The organism is Streptomyces cyaneofuscatus (assembly GCF_042718795.1).
GTDB classification, from domain to species: domain Bacteria; phylum Actinomycetota; class Actinomycetes; order Streptomycetales; family Streptomycetaceae; genus Streptomyces; species Streptomyces cyaneofuscatus_A.
The window spans coordinates 85,861-102,798 of the sequence record NZ_JBHXOX010000004.1 but is presented as its reverse complement, the minus strand read 5'-3'; the positions used below and the strand labels follow the sequence as shown (position 1 = coordinate 102,798).

At 70.7% G+C, this 16,938-nt stretch carries 13 protein-coding genes; 1 reads left to right on the top strand and 12 read right to left on the bottom strand.

From position 1 onward, the window contains the following. Positions 1-188: 188 nt before the first annotated feature. From ACFWRT_RS05125 to ACFWRT_RS05070, 12 genes are all read right to left on the bottom strand, one after another. Positions 189-2,534 carry a hypothetical protein gene (locus tag ACFWRT_RS05125; protein ID WP_380950790.1) on the bottom strand — a complete coding sequence of 782 codons (2,346 nt, stop codon included), beginning with the start codon at positions 2,532-2,534 and terminating at the stop codon, positions 189-191. Positions 2,535-2,555: 21 nt separating this feature from the next. Continuing rightward, complete coding sequence (locus ACFWRT_RS05120) at positions 2,556-2,987, bottom strand: hypothetical protein (protein ID WP_380950791.1); 432 nt, start codon at positions 2,985-2,987, stop codon at positions 2,556-2,558. Between the two features lie 37 nt (positions 2,988-3,024). Continuing rightward, positions 3,025-3,780: a hypothetical protein gene (locus ACFWRT_RS05115; RefSeq protein WP_380950792.1), complete on the bottom strand. Its 756-nt coding sequence runs from the start codon at positions 3,778-3,780 to the stop codon at positions 3,025-3,027. Between the two features lie 48 nt (positions 3,781-3,828). Beyond that, entirely contained in the window at positions 3,829-6,180 is a 2,352-nt protein-coding gene (locus ACFWRT_RS05110; protein ID WP_380950793.1) for a xanthine dehydrogenase family protein molybdopterin-binding subunit, read from the bottom strand. 97 nt (positions 6,181-6,277) lie between these two features. Further along, positions 6,278-8,026: a (2Fe-2S)-binding protein gene (locus ACFWRT_RS05105; RefSeq protein WP_380950794.1), complete on the bottom strand. Its 1,749-nt coding sequence runs from the start codon at positions 8,024-8,026 to the stop codon at positions 6,278-6,280. Then, positions 8,023-8,919: an FAD binding domain-containing protein gene (locus ACFWRT_RS05100; RefSeq protein WP_380950796.1), complete on the bottom strand. Its 897-nt coding sequence runs from the start codon at positions 8,917-8,919 to the stop codon at positions 8,023-8,025. Before ACFWRT_RS05100 ends, ACFWRT_RS05105 begins: the two co-directional genes overlap by 4 nt. Positions 8,920-9,218: 299 nt before the next feature. Then, positions 9,219-10,886: a beta-N-acetylhexosaminidase gene (locus ACFWRT_RS05095; RefSeq protein WP_380950797.1), complete on the bottom strand. Its 1,668-nt coding sequence runs from the start codon at positions 10,884-10,886 to the stop codon at positions 9,219-9,221. 6 nt (positions 10,887-10,892) lie between these two features. Continuing rightward, positions 10,893-11,699 carry a carbohydrate ABC transporter permease gene (locus ACFWRT_RS05090; protein ID WP_380950862.1) on the bottom strand — a complete coding sequence of 269 codons (807 nt, stop codon included), beginning with the start codon at positions 11,697-11,699 and terminating at the stop codon, positions 10,893-10,895. A 116-nt stretch (positions 11,700-11,815) separates the two neighbouring features. Beyond that, a complete protein-coding gene (locus ACFWRT_RS05085) occupies positions 11,816-12,802 on the bottom strand; it encodes a carbohydrate ABC transporter permease (RefSeq protein ID WP_380950798.1) in 987 nt (328 codons plus the stop codon). A 2-nt stretch (positions 12,803-12,804) separates the two neighbouring features. Further along, on the bottom strand, positions 12,805-14,109 hold the full coding sequence (locus tag ACFWRT_RS05080; RefSeq protein ID WP_380950799.1) for an extracellular solute-binding protein: 1,305 nt from the start codon (positions 14,107-14,109) through the stop codon (positions 12,805-12,807). A 272-nt stretch (positions 14,110-14,381) separates the two neighbouring features. Then, positions 14,382-14,681 (bottom strand): DUF3039 domain-containing protein, encoded by a 300-nt coding sequence (locus ACFWRT_RS05075; protein ID WP_029395429.1) that lies wholly within the window; start codon positions 14,679-14,681, stop codon positions 14,382-14,384. 30 nt (positions 14,682-14,711) lie between these two features. Next, positions 14,712-15,272, bottom strand: coding sequence for a YqgE/AlgH family protein (locus ACFWRT_RS05070; protein WP_380950800.1), 561 nt, complete (start codon positions 15,270-15,272; stop codon positions 14,712-14,714). 286 nt (positions 15,273-15,558) lie between these two features. Between ACFWRT_RS05070 and murA the strand changes: the two genes are divergently transcribed. Then, on the top strand, positions 15,559-16,899 hold the full coding sequence (gene murA / locus ACFWRT_RS05065; protein WP_145801215.1) for a UDP-N-acetylglucosamine 1-carboxyvinyltransferase: 1,341 nt from the start codon (positions 15,559-15,561) through the stop codon (positions 16,897-16,899). Positions 16,900-16,938: the final 39 nt, after the last annotated feature.

The following is a 16,938-nucleotide window of genomic DNA, read 5'->3' as shown; positions in this document are numbered from 1 at the left end:
TCCGGCAACGGCTTCCACCGTCTTCCCCAGGCGAGCCGGGAAGACGCCTTCGCACACCTCGCCCGCACCCACGAAAGCAGGTTCGGGTTCGGGCTCCGATCCGCAGGCCGCTCCGCCGAAACCCACCGTCATGACCAGGGCAGCCGTCAGCACCCTCCTGTACCGCAACTCACTCACAGCCACGCCTCTCAGCCTGTCTCCGGGCTTGTGCCCTGCTGGTTCTCACGGTTGTTTCCGGTCGAGTAGCCCGAGCGCATCGATTCCTTCATGTCCTGGCGGAATCCGGAATCCTCTTTGGTCGTATGACGTGCCAGGAACTCCTCCATCGGAGCCTCCGCCAAGGCTTCGCCGGACCGGTAGATCCTTTTCCAGTCCCCTTCGGTGAGCTCCTCAGCCTTCTCCTTGCTCCTGTCGACCGAGTTGTCCGAGATATCGCCGACGACTTGACCGATGACCTGCTCCGCGGCCCCGCCGACGGTATCGGTCGCCAAGGGGATCAGCACAGCGGCAGCTCCTACGGCGGCCGTCGCCGGCAGGAACGCGACACCGGCCGCGATTCCCGCCGCCGCACCGAATTCCACCCATCCGGCACGGTTGGCCACTGCCTTCTCGAAATCTTCATGCGTCTTCATGTGGTTCGCCGCGACCTGGTCGGCCCGGGACTGGTCGAGCATGCCCTGCACCTCGGCTCCGACATGAACGGTGGATCGGGCCGACCCCGTATCGATCTTCCCGTCGGGCCCCACCTGCGTTTCGAGCACACTCCTCGTGTAGACCTGCTCAGCAGCGGAAAGGGTGGCGTACGCATCTGGGTGCTGACCGAGTGCGCTGAGGAAGCGGCGGGCGGTGCTCCTGCCCTCTTCCTCTTCGCCATCGAAGGAGACGTGTCCCTCCAGATTCTTGGCCGGAGCGAAGACGCTGTCCGAAATTCCCTTGTCCAATGCCCAGTTGATGTCGTCGATGTACCCGGCCCCCATGACCCCGAGGCTGTCGGCCAGACCCTCCTGCCGTTTGAGCAGCCCGGCGTCCTCTCCGTACTTCTCCATGACCTGCCGCATGACAGCCGCGTTGTCGGCGTCCCGCACAACACCCGCGTCCGGATGACCCGCCGGATAGCCCAGCGTCGCCGCCTCCAGCGCATGCCCCAGCGCGTCCGGCATGTACTGCCGTGTCACACCCAGCTTGTTCGGGTCGGTGGAGCCCATGTCCGGGAACGACTCCCACTTCTCGTTTCCGAAGAAGTCGAGGTAGTTGTCGATGACCTCGCCGTCCTGCTTGCCGAGGTCGGCGGTGGCTCCCTTGTCGGCCGTGCCGTCCTCGTTGTAGGCCGTCGGATCGTCGGTGAAGAAGCGCCTCGCCGCGTCCGGGCTGTTTCCCAGAGCCTCCAGCATGGCCGTGACCGGGTCGTAGCCGGAACCGTTCTTGCCCGAGGGGTTGAAAGGGTTTCCCAGAAAGCTGTGCACCTGCTTGTTGTCGGCGAACCTGTACGGATCCTTCTGATGCAGTTGCGCAACATGCTCGGCGATCGGATTGAGGAACTTGGCGTCGTGTGTGCCGTACCGCATGATGCCGCCGAGCAGTTGGTACCCGTACGGATCGCCGGTGGTGTCGTACTTGGTGAGCGGAATCTGCTGCGTCCCGAGCTTGCGCAGCTCCGGCCCCCACTCCGCCGAGAACGCCTTGTCGTACGAGGCGGTGGCCAGGTTGAGCCCGAGGTTCTTCTGGAGCGCCTGGACGTCCTTCAGCCGCTCCTTGTCCACCTTCATGCTCCGGTGCGTGTCCGTGGCGAGCTGCCCGAAGAAGGACAAGGACTTCTCCGGGCCGAGCTTCTCGTAGAAGTTCTTCGAGAACTCCACCGACTTGCTGTTGTCCCTCAGCAGTTCGTTGAGCGCCTGGAGTTCGGTGTGTGTGAGGTCACGCCCCTTGGCGGCCAGCGCGGCGGCCCTGGTGGCCTCCTCATGGTCCAGCTTCGTGTACTTGGGGGCGCTGAAGTCCTTGCGGTCGGTGGCGTTCGCTTCCAGGGCGTTCTTCAACGACACATCGGCGTCATTGCAGTTGTCCACGATCAGGTCGATCTTCTTCTGCCAGGCGGCGATGTTCTGCTTCTCCTGACGCACCAACTGCGGGTAGTCGGGATCGTGCCGCTGCGCGGGAGGCGCGTCCGCGAGCGGCCGGCGCGCGGACACCTTGCCGTCCGCGTCGACCCGGATGGCGGCGGCGTGCCCTTCGTGGTCCCGGATACCGGTCAGATCGTCCTTGGCCTTCTTGATGGTGGCGAGGCCGTCCTCCAGGATCATCTTCACGCCCTTGGCCTGAGCCGCGGCGTCCGCGAACTCCTTGGCGGTCTTGCCGATGAATGCTCTGGTGACCCCCGCGTTGAGCCCTTCCCAGCCGGCCTTGTCCGCCCTCGTCTTCATTCCGTCGGCTGCCTGGGTGGCAAGTCTGTCCAGCTTCTGCGCCATCTCCGACCAGTCGTCAGCCGCGGCCTTCAGCTTCCCCACGGGTGCGTCGACGATGTCCCGGTAACTCAGCACGTGCGTGTTCTCCCCCGAGTCCTACTGCAGATACTCCGTGAGCTTGGAGATCGGTGGCAGGTCGCCCACGACCTTCACCTCGTCCTTCGCGTGCTGCGCCTTCGTGTAGTCCAGGTGGTTCGAGATGTGCGCGCAGGAATCCAGCAGCGTCTTCAGCTGGGTCTGCCAGCGGTCGTGCACCTTGAGCACCGCCGCGCCGCTCGTGAAGTTGCCGTTGGTGAGTGCGATCGCCGCGTCGAAGGTGGCGGGGCGGGCGTGGTCGCCCTCCTTCGACAGCCTCGTCCTCAGGTCATAGGCGTCGTTTCCGATGGCTCCGAGGTCGTCCCGGTGCACCACCAGGTCGGGTGCGCCGCCCCCGCCTCCGCCGCCCTCGGCCGGGACGCCGTTGCTCCGCATGGCGGCTCGTTCGGCCGCCGCCGTGCGCAGTTCGGCCCATTCCTCGTCGAACGTCATGGAATTCCCCCTTGATCTGCTGAGCGGTCGGCGGCGCTCAGGCCGCCGTCTTCAGCTTCTCCATCACATCGCGCAGGTCACTGATCATGTCGGCGTGGAACGACTCCGGCGCGGGGCCGTCGGGCCACTCGTCCGGCCTCTCCTCGGCCTCGGGTTCCGCGAGGTTCATGGAGGTGGAGGTGGTGAGCGTGAAGACCGCGGCGCCGTCCAGGACGCTCAGCCGGGTCCCTTCCCCGTCATCGACCAGCAGATAGGCCCGGTCCCCGAGGTTGGGGACCAGCTCGGGCCGTTTCTCCTCGCCGTCCGTCAGGACCGACGGGCCCTCGCGGGCCTCGAACTCGGACCGGGGGTCGGTCTCCTTGTACAGGTCGACCGTCAGCCCGACCTGGACGTAGAGGCTCCAGCCCTTGGCGTACGTCTCGGCACCCTCCTCGGAGGCGATTCCGATGGAGCAGCGGACCTGGTCGAGCGCCGGGTGTTCGATGCGGCCCGGAGCGAGGGCGGGGGCGTCTTCGCGCTTCCCCACGGACGCGGTCAGCGCCTTCAGCTGCATCGCGGAGCACGAGCGGCCGTCCACCCGGTAGCCGCGCGCGTCCGGGCTCCGTGCGACGCCGTCCCCGTACGCGAAGACGGCCGTCGCCCACACCGCGGACGCGACCAGTGCTCCGGCCGCGCCCCAGAGGAGGCCGTGGCCGCGCCGGCGTCCGGACGGGGGCTTCCGGTCGACGTCGCCCACCGTCTCCGCGGTGTGCTCCGGTCCGAAATCGCCTATCAGCTCCGGCTCGGAGATCATGTCCGGCACTCCCCCTGGTCAAGAAAACAGACGAACGCGTGGGCCCCGTCAGGCCTTCGGGGTCACGACCGCCGCCTGCGGGCGTACCGGCAGGCGGTTGACCGGGCGGCCGGTGGCCGAGCGGATCGCCGAGGCCACCGCTGCCGGGGCCGTCACGACCGGGACGGCCGAGGCGGGCTTGGCGCCGAAGGGGGCGACGACGTCCCGTTCCTCGACCAGTCTGACGATGCGGATGTCCGGGGCGTCCAGCGAGGTCGGGAGCGCGTAGCCGGTCAGGTCGGGGTGGCGGATCAGGCCGCGGGCGGTGCGGAGGTTCTCGGTGAGGGCCGCGCCGATGCCCTGGGTGATGCCTGCCTCGATGCGGACAGCAAGCTGCTTCGGGTTCAGGACGCGGCCCACGTCCTGGGCGACCGCCATCTCGACCACGCGGATCGAGCCGAGCTCGATGTCGACGTCGACCACGGCCCGTACCGCGCAGAACGCCAGGCCCACGAACGCGTCGCCCTGGCCGGAACCGTCCAGCGGCTCGGTGGGGTGGGGGCGGCACTGGGCGGTGGCCCAGAGTTCCTTGCCGTCCATCGCCTCCATGACCGTGGTGGACAGGACACCGTCGTACGAGGTGATCTTGCCGTCCGCGATCTGGAGCAGCTCCGTGGACATGCCGAACTTGTGGGCCAGCGGCTGGAGGAGCTGGGTGCGGACCATCTTCGCCGCCCGCTCCACCGCCCCGCCGGAGACCCAGGTGTGGCGGCCGTGCGTCGCCGGGCCGGCGGGGGGCTGGTCGGTGTCGACCGCCGCCACATGGACCTCGTCCACGCCCAGGATCTCCTGGACGATCTGGCGGGCGAGGGTGGTGAAGCCCTGGCCCGTCTCGACCGCCGCGCAGATCACCGTCGCCACGCCGTCGTGGACCCGGACCGTGGCCGTGGAGACCTCGTCCGCGCCCTCGGCGCCGAGCATGTGGACCATGCCGACCCCGTATCCCACGCCCCGGCGCACCGCCCCGGGTTCGCCCGCGCCCTCGGGGCCGCCGGGCAGCAGCCAGTCGTCCTCCGGGGTGTCCTTGGGGAGGGCGGGGAGGGGGGCGTCGCGGACCGCGCGGAGCAGTTCGGCCACGGGGGCCGGGCAGGTCACCGTCTGGCCGGTGGGCAGGATGTCGCCCGTCGACAAGGCGTTACGGAGGCGGAGTTCGGCCGGGTCGATGCCGAGCTTGGCGGCCAGCTTGTCCATCTGGCCCTCGTACGCCGCGCAGACCTGCATCGCGCCCTCGCCGCGGACATGGCCGGAGGGCGGGTTGTTCGTGCGGACCGCCCAGCCCTCGATGAAGGCGTGCGGGACGACGTACGGGCCGCAGGCGAAGGCCACGGCGGCCGCGAGTGATTCCGAGGAGGAGTCGGCGTACGCGCCCGCGTCCAGCAGGATCTGGGCCTCCACCTTGACCAGCCGGCCGTCCGCGTCCGCGTGGTGGCGGTAGCGGAGGAGGGTGGGGTGGCGGTGGGCGTGGCCGAGGAAGGACTCCTCGCGGGTGGCGGCCAGCTTCACCGGGCAGCCGGTGCGCAGGGCGAGCAGGCCCAGCGGGATCTGGAAGCCGGGGTCCTCGCGGTCGCCGGTCGCGCCGGGGACGCCGGTGACGACGACCTTGACCCGGTCCGGCTCCAGGCCGAAGCAGGCGGCGGCCAGGTCGCGGTCGGTGTGCGGGTCGGTGGAGGCGGTGTAGATCTCGACGCCGCCGTCGGGGCGGGGGACGGCGAGGCCGGCCTCGGCACCGATGGGTGCCGGGTCCTGGCGGCCGATGCGGTAGAGGCCCTCGACGATGACCTCGCCGGTCGCCTCGGCGTCGCCGTAGCGGAGCGGGATGTGCCGGATCAGGTTGCCGTCGGGGTGCAGGGGCTCCGCCGCGAACGCCTTCTCCGGGTCCGTGACCGGCTCCAGCACCTCGTACTCGACGGCGATCGCGGCGGCCGCGAGACGCGCGGTGTCCGGGTGGTCGGCGGCGACGGCGGCGATCGGCTCGCCGTGGTGGCGGACCAGGTCGGCGGCGAAGACCGGGCGGTCGACGACGCTGCGGCCGTAGTTGCTGTCCCCGGGGACGTCCTCGTGCGTGACGACCGCGCGCACCCCGGGCATCGCGGCGGCGGCCGAGGTGTCGATGGAGAGGATGCGGGCGTGCGGGTGGGCCGAGCGGAGCACGGAGGCCCAGAGCAGCCCCTCGGCCCAGAGGTCGGCGGCGTACGGGAAGGTGCCCTCGGTCTTCGCGCGCGTGTCGGTGGGCGGCAGCGAGGCGCCCAGGCCCATCAGGGGCGGCTCCTGGCCGGGGCCGTCGCCCGGGCCGGCTGCCGCGTCGATCCGGGGCAGGGTGGTGCTGGTCGCGTTGGCCGCGGTGGCTGCGTCGCCGCTCACGCCGCCTCCTTGTCGTTCGCCCCGCCGCTACGGGGGCGGGGGGTGACCTGTGGTGTCGCGGGGTGCTGTCCGGATGGCACGGGTCTGCGCGCGTTGATCACTGCGCGCCTCCCTCGTGCGGATGGTGCGGGTGGTGCTGGGGCTGGTGCTGTACGCCGCCGGCGCCGGGCTCGGCCTGGTGCGGGATGCGGGGCTCGTCCTGGGCGGTGGCCGTCTGAGCGGTGGCCGCCGCCTCCGCGCTCGCCTCGCGGGCCGCCACGACGTCCGCGACCGCGTCGAGCACGCCCCGGTAGCCGGAGCAGCGGCAGAGGTTGCCGCAGAGGGCTTGGCGGGTCTCCAGCTCGGTGGGGGCGTGGTTGCCCTCCAGCAGGTCGTGCACGGTCATCGCCATGCCGGGGATGCAGAAGCCGCACTGGACGGCCCCGCAGGCGGAGAGCGCCCGCTGGACGTCGGAGGGTTCCCCGTCGACGGCGAGCCCCTCGACCGTACGGACCTCGCTCCCGGCGGCGGTGGCGGCCGGCACCAGGCAGGAGGCGACGAGGCGGCCGTCGACCTGGACGTTGCACGCCCCGCACTCGCCCTGCGAGCAGCCGTCCTTGGCGCCGGCGAGGCCGAGGCGCTCGCGGAGCACGTAGAGCAGGGACTCGCCGATCCAGGCGTCGGAGACCGGGCGGTCCACGCCGTTGACGTGGAGGACGTAGGCGGCGGCGGGGTGCTCGCTCGGTACGTCCAGGGGTGCGGCGACCGGGTCGTGGGACGGGTCGTGCGCGGGGTCGAGTGCGGTGTCGTGGGACGGGTCGTGGGACGGGTCCGGCTCGGGTTCCGCTTCGGGGGTCTGTTCCGCTTCCGCCTCGGGGGTGGCTGCGGTTTCCGGGGCGGGGGTGGTCGGGGGCTCCGCTTCCGGTTCCGCTTCCGCCGCGTCCGTCGCGTCCGTCCCGGCGGGGGGTTCCGCCGGCGGCTCCTCCGCTTCGGGGGCGGGGAACGGGTGTCCGTCGGTCTCGGGGCCGGGGTCCGCGGCGGGGTGGGCCGCCGTGTGCTCCTCGTCCGGGCCGGGGCGCACGGGTGCCGGGGGCTCCTCCGGCTCCGGCTGCGGCTCCGGCTGTGCCTGCGGCTGCGTGGCCCAAGGGGCGGGGGCGCCGCCGGGGAGCGTGGCCGGGCGCGTGTCGTCCGCGTACCACGGCTGCGAGGCCGCCGCCGAGGCCAGGAACTCGCCCGACTCGTCCGGAAGATCCCCGTCCGCGACCGGGATCGTCCACTGGCCTGTGTGGCCCGTGTGGCCCGCCTGTGCGGAGGTGTGGGTGTGGCCGGTGTGGTCAGGGTGGCCGGTGCGGTCAGGGTGGCCGGTGTGGTCAGGGTGGCCTGAGTGGTCGCCGGGGCCCGTGTGGTCCTGGTACTCCGCGGAGGCCGCCCCCGCATCGGGCTGCCCGGACTGCCCTGGCTGCCCGGACTGCCCCGCCTGCTCCCCCATCGCCTCGGTGAAGTTCCACTGGGCCGTGGAGTGCGAGGTCTCCTGGTACGGCTGCGCGTAGCCGCCCTGCTCGTTCGGGTCCGGCCAGTGCACCGCGCCGGGGGGCTGCTCCTGGGCGCGGCGTTCGGCCTGCGCCTGCTGCTGGCTCTGCGTCTGCACGACCCAGCTCCCCGTCGCGGCCGGGTCCAGACCGGCGGCCGGGGTCAGCGGAACGATCATCGGCGGTACGTACCCGTGGCCGGGCGCGGCCAGCGGGATGTTGGCCAGGTCCTCCGGCGGGAGCTGGACGAAGGCCGTGGCGTCGGCGTCGTACTCACCGCTCTGCGGCGTCGGCTCCCAGCCCTCGTACCGGGGGTCGGGGTGTTCCTCATTGCTCACGACAGTGCCCTCCCCAGTGCGCGTCGGGCCAGCACGGCGACGGTGCGCCGCAGGTGGAGCACGGCAGGGGACAGCGGCGGGGCCTCTGATCCGTCGGCCGGCGGTTCGTGGTCCGGGATGCAGGCGGCGGCGACGTACTCGCCGAAGGCGGCCAGCGCGTCGGGGGCCAGGCCCCGCTCGCCGTCCCAGTCGATCAGCGAGGCGATCCAGCGCTCCGCCTCCAGCGGGCGCAGCGGCATCGGGGCGATGGCGCCCACCGCGCAGCGCACCCCGCGCCGGGCCGGGTCGAGGACGATGGCGACCGAGGCGGTGGCGCGGCCGGGGCCGGTGCGGCCGGTGGCCTTCAGGAACACCTGCGGGGCGTGCAGCAGCGGGACCCGGACGAAGCCGATCAGCTCGGCCGGGCTCAGCATCTCGCGCCCCGCCAGCAGGTGGGAGACGGGGATCTCGCGGCGGACCCCGCCGGGTCCCGCGACGACCAGCTCGGCCTCCAGGGCGGCCAGCACCGGCAGGGCGTCGCCGGTGGGCGCGGAGGTGGCGATGTTGCCGCCGAGGGTTCCGGCGTTACGGATCTGGGGCGGGCCGGCGGCGCGCGCGGAGGCGGCGAGGGCGGGGATCAGGGCGGCGAAGTCGGGCCGTCCCATGCGGGCGTGGGTGAGGCCGGCGCCGAGCAGGGCGTGGCCGTCCTGGTAGTGCCAGCCGCGCAGCTCGCTGATCCGGCCGAGGCCGACCAGTCCCGAGGGGCGCAGGAGCCCCTTGTTCACGGCCGCCATCAGGTCCGTCCCGCCCGCCACGGGAACGGCGGCAGGCATGGCTTCCAGCGCCGCCACGGCCTCGTCGAGCGAGGCCGGCAGCGTCACCGACTGCAGCGCCTGCGGTGCGTGCGTGGTCAACCCAGCTGCCCCTTCCCGGTCTCCCGGCTGGTCCGCCTGTTCCGCCGTACGGTACGTGTTCACAGGCCGGACGTGGCAACTCTGGCACATCTTCCGATGGGACCGGCGCGAGGGTCCGCGAAGGGTGGATCCGTCCCTGACCTGGGGGATGATCCGGTTTCGCACCTCTTCGGAGTGGAGGGTGAATTGCCACTCTTCAGCGATGTTTGTACGACTTACTCCGTTCGTTCCACGGGCTGTTCGTCCGGAGGTTGTCCGGCCCGCGCCGGTACACACTCCGGCGCGGGCCGAACACGGGCTCACACCACCGGCGGCGCCCCCTCGATCGGGCGACCGAGGATGCCGGGCCGCCGCTGCCACGGCAGCGGGCCGCCCGGCCGGCGGTAGTCGACGCCGAGGGCGTCAAGGCGGGCGTAATGGTCCGTCATGCGCTCCTCGAACCCGGCGAAGTCCCGGTCGGCCGGGGCCGGCAGGGCGCTCCAGGCGACCTCGGCGAAGGCGGCGAGGCGCGGGAAGACCTGGTAGTCGACGCGTGACCTGTTCTGCATCACCTCGGTCCACACGTTGGCCTGCGTGCCGAGGATGTGCCGTACGGCGTCCTCACTCAGGCCCGGCGGAACGGGTTCGAAGCGGTAGACGTCCTCCAGGGTGCGGATGTACCCGATGGGCATCGGCTCGTCGGGGCCGCCGTCCTGACGGTGGTCCAGATACACCTGCTGCTCCGGGCACATCACCACGTCGTGCCCGGCCTCCGCGGCCGCGATGCCGCCCGCGTAGCCGCGCCAGGAGGAGACCGCGGCACCCTCGGCGAGTCCGCCTTCCAGGATCTCGTCCCAGCCGATGAGGCGGCGGCCGCGTGCGGTGAGCCAGCCGTCGAAGTGGCGGATGAACCAGGACTGGAGCTCGTCCTCGTCCTTCAGCCCGAGTTCGGCGATCCGGGCCTGGGCGGTCGGGGACTCCTTCCACTGGTCCTTGAGGCACTCGTCGCCGCCGACGTGGATGAACGGCGAGGTGGCGGCGGGGAAGAGGTCGAGCAACTCCTCGAAGACGCCTTCGAAGAAGCGGAGGGTGTTGTCAGTGGGGGCGAGTACGTTCGGGTTGATGCCCCAGGTGTCCCAGACGGAGAGGGTGGTGGTGTCGATGACGTCGGTGTTGCCCAGCTCGGGGTATGCGCTGATGGCGGCCTGCGAGTGGCCCGGGATGTCGATCTCGGGGACGACGCGGATATGCCGCTCGGCGGCGTAGGCGACGATCTCGCGGATGTCGTCCTGCGTGTAGTAGCCGCCGTACGGGGTCTCGTCCCACAGCTCGGAGGCCCGGTGGCCGTACTTGGTACGGGAGCGCCAGGCGCCCGCCTCGGTGAGGCGCGGGTAGCGCTTGATCTCGACGCGCCAGCCCTGGTCGTCGGTGAGGTGGAAGTGGAAGACGTTCAGCTTGTGCGCGGCGAGGAGGTCGAGATAGCGCAGCACGTCGTCCTTGGGCAGGAAGTGCCGGGAGACGTCGAGCATCAGGCCGCGCCAGGAGAAGCGGGGTTCGTCCGCGACGACCCCCGCCGGGACGTGCCAGGTGCGCCCCGGGGCGATGGGCGCGCGGCGGAAGGCGTCCGGGCCGAGGAGCTGACGGAAGGTCTGCGCCCCCCAGAACAGGCCGGCCGCGCTGCCGCCGGTGATGGTCACGGCCTCGGCGCCGACGGTGAGGCGGTACGCCTCGGAGGCCAGCGCCGGGTCGAGCGAGAGCTCCACGCGGGAGCCCTCCGTACCCGGCGGCAGCTCCAGCCCGGTGGCCGCGCCGACCGTGGCACGCAGCCAGCGGGCGACGCCCTCGGCGCCCGGCGCGGCGCTGAGCACGGTCGCCTCGTCCAGCGGGTACGGCCCCTGCCCGGGCCCCGCCCAGCTCACGTCGCGCGGCTTGGGGACCAGGCCGGGAGCCGCCATGTCGTCGGGAGCCGTCGTGTCGTCGGATGTCATGAGACGTCAGTCCTTAACCGCGCCGCCGAGTCCGGAGACCAGGCGCCGCTGTACGAGTACGAAGAAGACGAGGACGGGGATGGTCATCACGGTCGAGGCTGCCATGATCCCGCCCCAGTCGTTCTCGTCCGGCTTGAAGAAGACCAGCAGCGCCATCGGCAGCGTCGACTGGGAGGTGTCGCTGATGATGAACGACTTCGCGAACAGGAAGTCGTTCCAGGTGGTGATGAAGGAGAAGACGCTCGTCGCCACCAGGCCCGGGAAGACCAGCGGGAAGAGGATCTGCCACAGGAAGCGGGTGCGGCTGGCCCCGTCGATGTACGCGGCCTCCTCCAGGGCCTCGGGGACCGCCTTGACGAAGCCGCGCAGCATCCAGATGGCGAACGGCAGCGAGAAGGCGAGGTGCGGCAGGATCAGCGAGCCGAGCGTGTTGAGCTGGCCGAAGTCCCGCATCAGGAAGAACAGCGGGATGGTCAGCGCCTCCACCGGCACCATCTGCGCCACCAGGAACATGATGAGCAGGGTGGTGCGGAACTTGAAGCGGAAGCGGGTCACGGCGGTGGCGGCCAGGAAGGCGACCAGCGCCGAGAGGATGACCACCGTGCCCGCCACCAGCAGGCTGTTGAGGAAGTAGCGGCCGAAGTCCTGCTGCTCGAAGACCCGGCGGAACGAGTCGAGCGAGGGGGCGAGCGTCCAGGGGCGGGGCTCGGTCGACTGGATCTCCCCGGCCGGTTTGAAGGCGGAGAGCACCATCCAGTAGAGGGGGAAGGCGACGGCCACGGCGATCAGCAGGGCCACGGCCTCGGCCGCCAGCCTGCCGGGCCGCTTGACGCGTAGCGCCGTACGTACGCGACCACCGCCTCCAGGACGCTCGCGTACGGGACGGTCGCCTCCAGGACGATCACGTACGGCACTCTCGGTCGTCGCGCTCACAGTTCCTCCCCCTGGCGCCGCACCAGGCGCAGATAGACCAGCGTGATCGCCAGCAGGATCACCAGCATCACGACGCCGATCGCGGAGCCGAGGCTGTACTGCGAGGACGCGAACGCCTTCTGGTACGCGTACACGTTGAGCACCAGGTTCTGCCCCGCGATGCCGCCGCCGTTGGTCATGACGTAGATCTGGGTGAAGACCTTGAAGTCCCAGATGATCGACTGGATGGTGACGACGATCAGGATCGGCTTGAGCATCGGCGCCATGATGGTCCGCCAGATCCGGTACTGCGACGCGCCGTCCAGCGAGGCGGCCTCCAGCACCTCGGTGGGGATGGCCCGGATGCCCGCGTACACGGTGACCATGACGAACGGGAACGAGCACCACAGGACTTCGAGGAGGACGAGCGCGAAGGCGCTGTAGCGGCCGTACGTCCAGGAGAAGTCACCGAGGCCGAGCACCTTGTTCACGGGTCCGAAGTCTGGGTCGAAGAGGAAGACCCAGACCGTGGAGCCGGTGATCGCGGGGGTGGCCCAGGCGCCGAGCGCGGCCATCATCAGCACCAGCCGGGGCAGGGCGCGGATGCGGGTGAGCAGGACGGCGAGCGCGCAGCCGACGGCCAGCGTGGAGACCACGCAGGCGGCGGCGAAGAGGACGGTGGCGAGGAGGACCTGCCAGAACTGGCTGTCGTTGAAGAGGGTGGCGTAGTTGCCGAAGCCCTTGAAGGTGGTCGGTTCGCCGCCGCTGACCTGGGCCTGGGTGTACTCCAGGAACGAGATCAGGCCGAGCTGGTAGATCGGGTAGACCAGCAGCCCGGCGAGCAGGACGAGGGCGGGCAGGAGGTAGAGCCAGGGGGTCCAGCCGGAGTGGCCCCGGGGGGACACCGAGCGGCCGCGCCGGGGCGGGCGGGCGGCGGGAGTGCCCGCGCCCGCCCCGGACGCACCGGGGGCAGGGGCCTTGAGAGCGGTGGTGGGCGTGGTCATCGTCAGCCCGCGTCGGTGAAGGCCGCGTCCATCTTCTTCGCCGCGTCGTCCGAGGCCTGCGCCACGTCCTTACGGCCGGAGACGATCTCCTGGAACATGTTCGGCAGGACCAGCGAGGCGTCGATCTGGCCCCAGGCGGGCGAGGCGGGGACGAACTTGGCGCCGGCGCCGAGGGTCTGGACGAACGGGGCGACGAAAGGCTGCTTCTTCGCGGCGTTGCCCAGGACGTCGGTGTAGGTGGGCAGGAAGCCCATCGCGTCGAACATCTCGGCCTGGGTCTTCTTGCCGGTGAGCGACTTCATCAGGTCGACGGCGAGGGTGCGGTGCGAACTGCTCTTCAGCACGCCGATGTTGTTGCCGCCCGCGAAGGCGGGGGCGATGGAGTCCGGGGCGATGCCGGGCAGCGGGACGACCGCGTACTTCCCCTTGACCGACCCTGCCTCGACGGCCGCGTGGCTGAAGTCGCCGCCGATGGCCATGGCGGCCTTGCCGGAGGCGAAGGCGGTCACGGTGGCGTTGCCGCCCATGGAGGCGCACTTGGCGGCCGGGCAGTTGTCGTCGCCGAAGAGGGAGGTGTAGGCCTCGATGCCCTTGCGGGACTTCTCGCTGTTGATGGCCGACTTGTACGTTCCTCCGCTCTCGCCCGCGATCTCGCCGCCGTGCGACCAGATGAAGGGCATCGCGCCGTAGGTGTAGGCGCCGCCGACCGCGAGGCCGTAGAGGTCGGGCTTCGCCTTGTGGATCTTCTTGGCGGTGGAGATCAGCTCGGCCTGGGACTTGGGGGGTTCGATGCCGAGGTCCTTGAAGACGTCGGTGCGGTAGTAGAGGGCCCGGACGCCGACGAAGAAGGGGGCGCCGTAGACCTTGTCGCCGACGGTGACGGACTGCTTGGCGATCGGGTCGGTGTCCTTGGCCTCGTCCCAGGCGCCGAACTCCTCGGTCACGTCCGCGAGTCCGCCGTCCTTGACGTATCCGGCGGTGTCGCTGTTGCCGTACTCGATGAGGTCGGGCGCGCTCTTGGGGTCGTTGAAGGCGGCCTTGATGCGCTGGGCGCGGGTGTCGACGGGTATGTACTCCACCTCGACCTTCGCGCCCTCGTGGCTCTTCTCGAACGCGGCGACGGCCGTGTCGACGACCTTCTCCTTGGGCTTGTTGCCGACCTCCTGGAAGAGCCAGACACGGAGCGTGCCGCTCTTCTCGTCACCCTTCGCACTGGTGTCGGAGGTCTGCGGCGCGCAGGCGGTGGCGGTGAGGCCCGCCAGCACAAGCGCCGCAACCGGGGCGGCAATTCGGGCAGAAAGCTTCATCCGGGAACCCCTACCGGTCATGCGTTGCATCATGTGCAACGTGCGTTTCGTTCTGCACAACTGGCAGGAGAGTAAGTCCGGTTCCGGCGCCCGACAAGTGGTCTCCACCACTCTGTGACCCGGTGACGCAGCCCGCGCAACGCGAGAACGTTCGGTCACGTTCCGTCACCGGTGGCGGGGGGAGGCCTGCGCCCGGGCATGCCGAAGGCCCCCGGCACACGCGGTCGACGCGTGTGCCGGGGGCCTTCGGAAGACGGAGTGGGAGCCCGGCCCTACTTCTTGCCCTTGTCCTTGCCGCCCTTGCCCTTGTCCTTGTCGCCGCCGGCGCCCATGGACTCGTAGATCTCCTTGCACATGGGACAGACCGGGTACTTCTTGGGGTCGCGCCCCGGCACCCAGACCTTGCCGCACAGCGCGACCACGGGAGTGCCCTCCAGGGCGCTCGCCATGATCTTGTCCTTCTGGACGTAATGGGCGTAGCGCTCGTGGTCGCCGTCGCCCCTCGACACCTGTGGCGTCGGCTCTACGAGGGTCCCCGTACCTGCCCCGCGATCGGGCTCAAGAGTGCTCATAACCGCCAAGGGTACTGAAGAGAACGGGCTTCAGTTGAGTGAAGGGTCGTCCGGATACGTGGCGATCATCGCCAGCTCGCCGCGCTGCCGCCGGAGCACCGCGCGCCAGAGGTTCTCCGGGCGCGGGGAGGAGACGTCACCGGGCTCCGACTCGACCACGTACCAGGCGCCCTCGGTCAGCTCGTCCTCCAACTGACCGGGCCCCCACCCCGCGTACCCGGCGAAGATCCGCAGCGACCCGAGCGCCGGTCCGAGCAGCTCCGGCGGGGTCTCCAGGTCGACCAGGCCGATCGCCCCGTGCACCCGGCGCCAGCCGAGCGGGCCCTCGTCGCCGGGGATCACCGCCACGCCGAGCGCCGAGTCGAGCGAGACCGGGCCGCCCTGGAAGACGACGTCCGGCTCACCGGTCAGCGCGGCCCAGGAGCCGAGGATGTCACCGACGCCGACCGGGGTCGGGCGGTTCAGGACCACGCCGAGGGAACCCTTCTCGTCGTGGTCGAGGAGGAGCACCACCGCGCGGTCGAAATTCGGGTCCGCGAGGGCGGGTGTGGCCACGAGCAGTCGCCCTGTGAGCGAGGACACCTCCGTCATGGCAGAAATGATCCCGCATCTTCACCCTTCGCGGGGGTCCGACGGCCGTGATGACCACCTCAGGAGAGCGAGCGCAGCTCAGGGCGCACGGAGGCACGGGGAGCGCACCGTACGGGCGGGATCCGGGGGCCATCCGGACGGTGACCCTCCGCAAGATCGGGTGCGCGGAGGGTGTTGTGGCGGATTCATGACGTTCGTACACCCCCCTTCGCCTTACGGAACGGGGGTAGGAGGCCATTACCCTTTTCGTTGGCCCCCTGCCCGACCACTCCGGAACGCGAGATACATGACCGGCACAGACGATGTCCTGCTTGTCCACGGCGGCACCCCGCTGGAGGGCGAGATCCGCGTCCGAGGCGCCAAGAACCTGGTGCCGAAGGCCATGGTCGCCGCGCTGCTCGGCAGCGGGCCCAGCCGCCTCCGCAACGTTCCCGACATCCGTGACGTACGGGTGGTCCGCGGACTGCTGCAGCTCCACGGCGTCACCGTCCGCCCCGGCGACGAGCCGGGCGAACTGATCCTCGACCCCTCGCACGTCGAGTCGGCGAACGTCGCCGACATCGATGCCCACGCGGGTTCGTCGCGCATCCCGATCCTCTTCTGCGGCCCGCTGCTGCACCGCCTCGGCCACGCCTTCATCCCGGGCCTGGGCGGCTGCGACATCGGCGGCCGGCCGATCGACTTCCACTTCGAGGTGCTCCGCCAGTTCGGCGCGACCATCGAGAAGCGGGCCGACGGCCAGTACCTGGAGGCCCCGCAGCGGCTGCGCGGCACCAAGATCCGGCTGCCGTACCCCTCGGTGGGCTCCACCGAGCAGGTGCTGCTCACCGCCGTCCTCGCCGAGGGCGTCACCGAGCTGTCCAACGCGGCCGTCGAGCCGGAGATCGAGGACCTCATCTGCGTACTGCAGAAGATGGGCGCGATCATCTCCATGGACACCGACCGGACCATCCGGATCACCGGTGTCGACCGGCTCGACGGATACACCCACCGGGCGATCCCGGACCGCCTGGAGGCGGCCTCCTGGGCGTCGGCGGCGCTGGCGACCGAGGGCAACATCTACGTACGCGGCGCCCAGCAGCGGTCGATGATGACCTTCCTCAACACCTACCGCAAGGTCGGCGGTGCCTTCGAGATCGACGACGAGGGCATCCGCTTCTGGCACCCGGGCGGCGCGCTCAACGCCATCGCGCTGGAGACGGACGTGCACCCCGGCTTCCAGACCGACTGGCAGCAGCCCCTGGTGGTGGCGCTGACGCAGGCCGCGGGGCTGTCCATCGTCCACGAGACCGTGTACGAGTCGCGGCTCGGCTTCACCTCCGCGCTCAACCAGATGGGTGCGCACATCCAGCTCTACCGCGAGTGCCTGGGCGGCTCGGACTGCCGCTTCGGCCAGCGCAACTTCCTGCACTCGGCGGTCGTCTCGGGACCGACGAAGCTCCAGGGCGCCGATCTGGTCATCCCCGACCTGCGCGGCGGCTTCTCGTACCTGATCGCGGCGCTGGCGGCGCAGGGCACCTCCCGGGTGCACGGCATCGACCTGATCAACCGTGGCTACGAGAACTTCATGGACAAGCTGGAGAAGCTCGGCGCGAAGGTGGAGCTGCCGGGCGGTTCCCTGGTCTGACCCCGCACAGCGCTGCCGCACACAGCACTGCGCGACCCG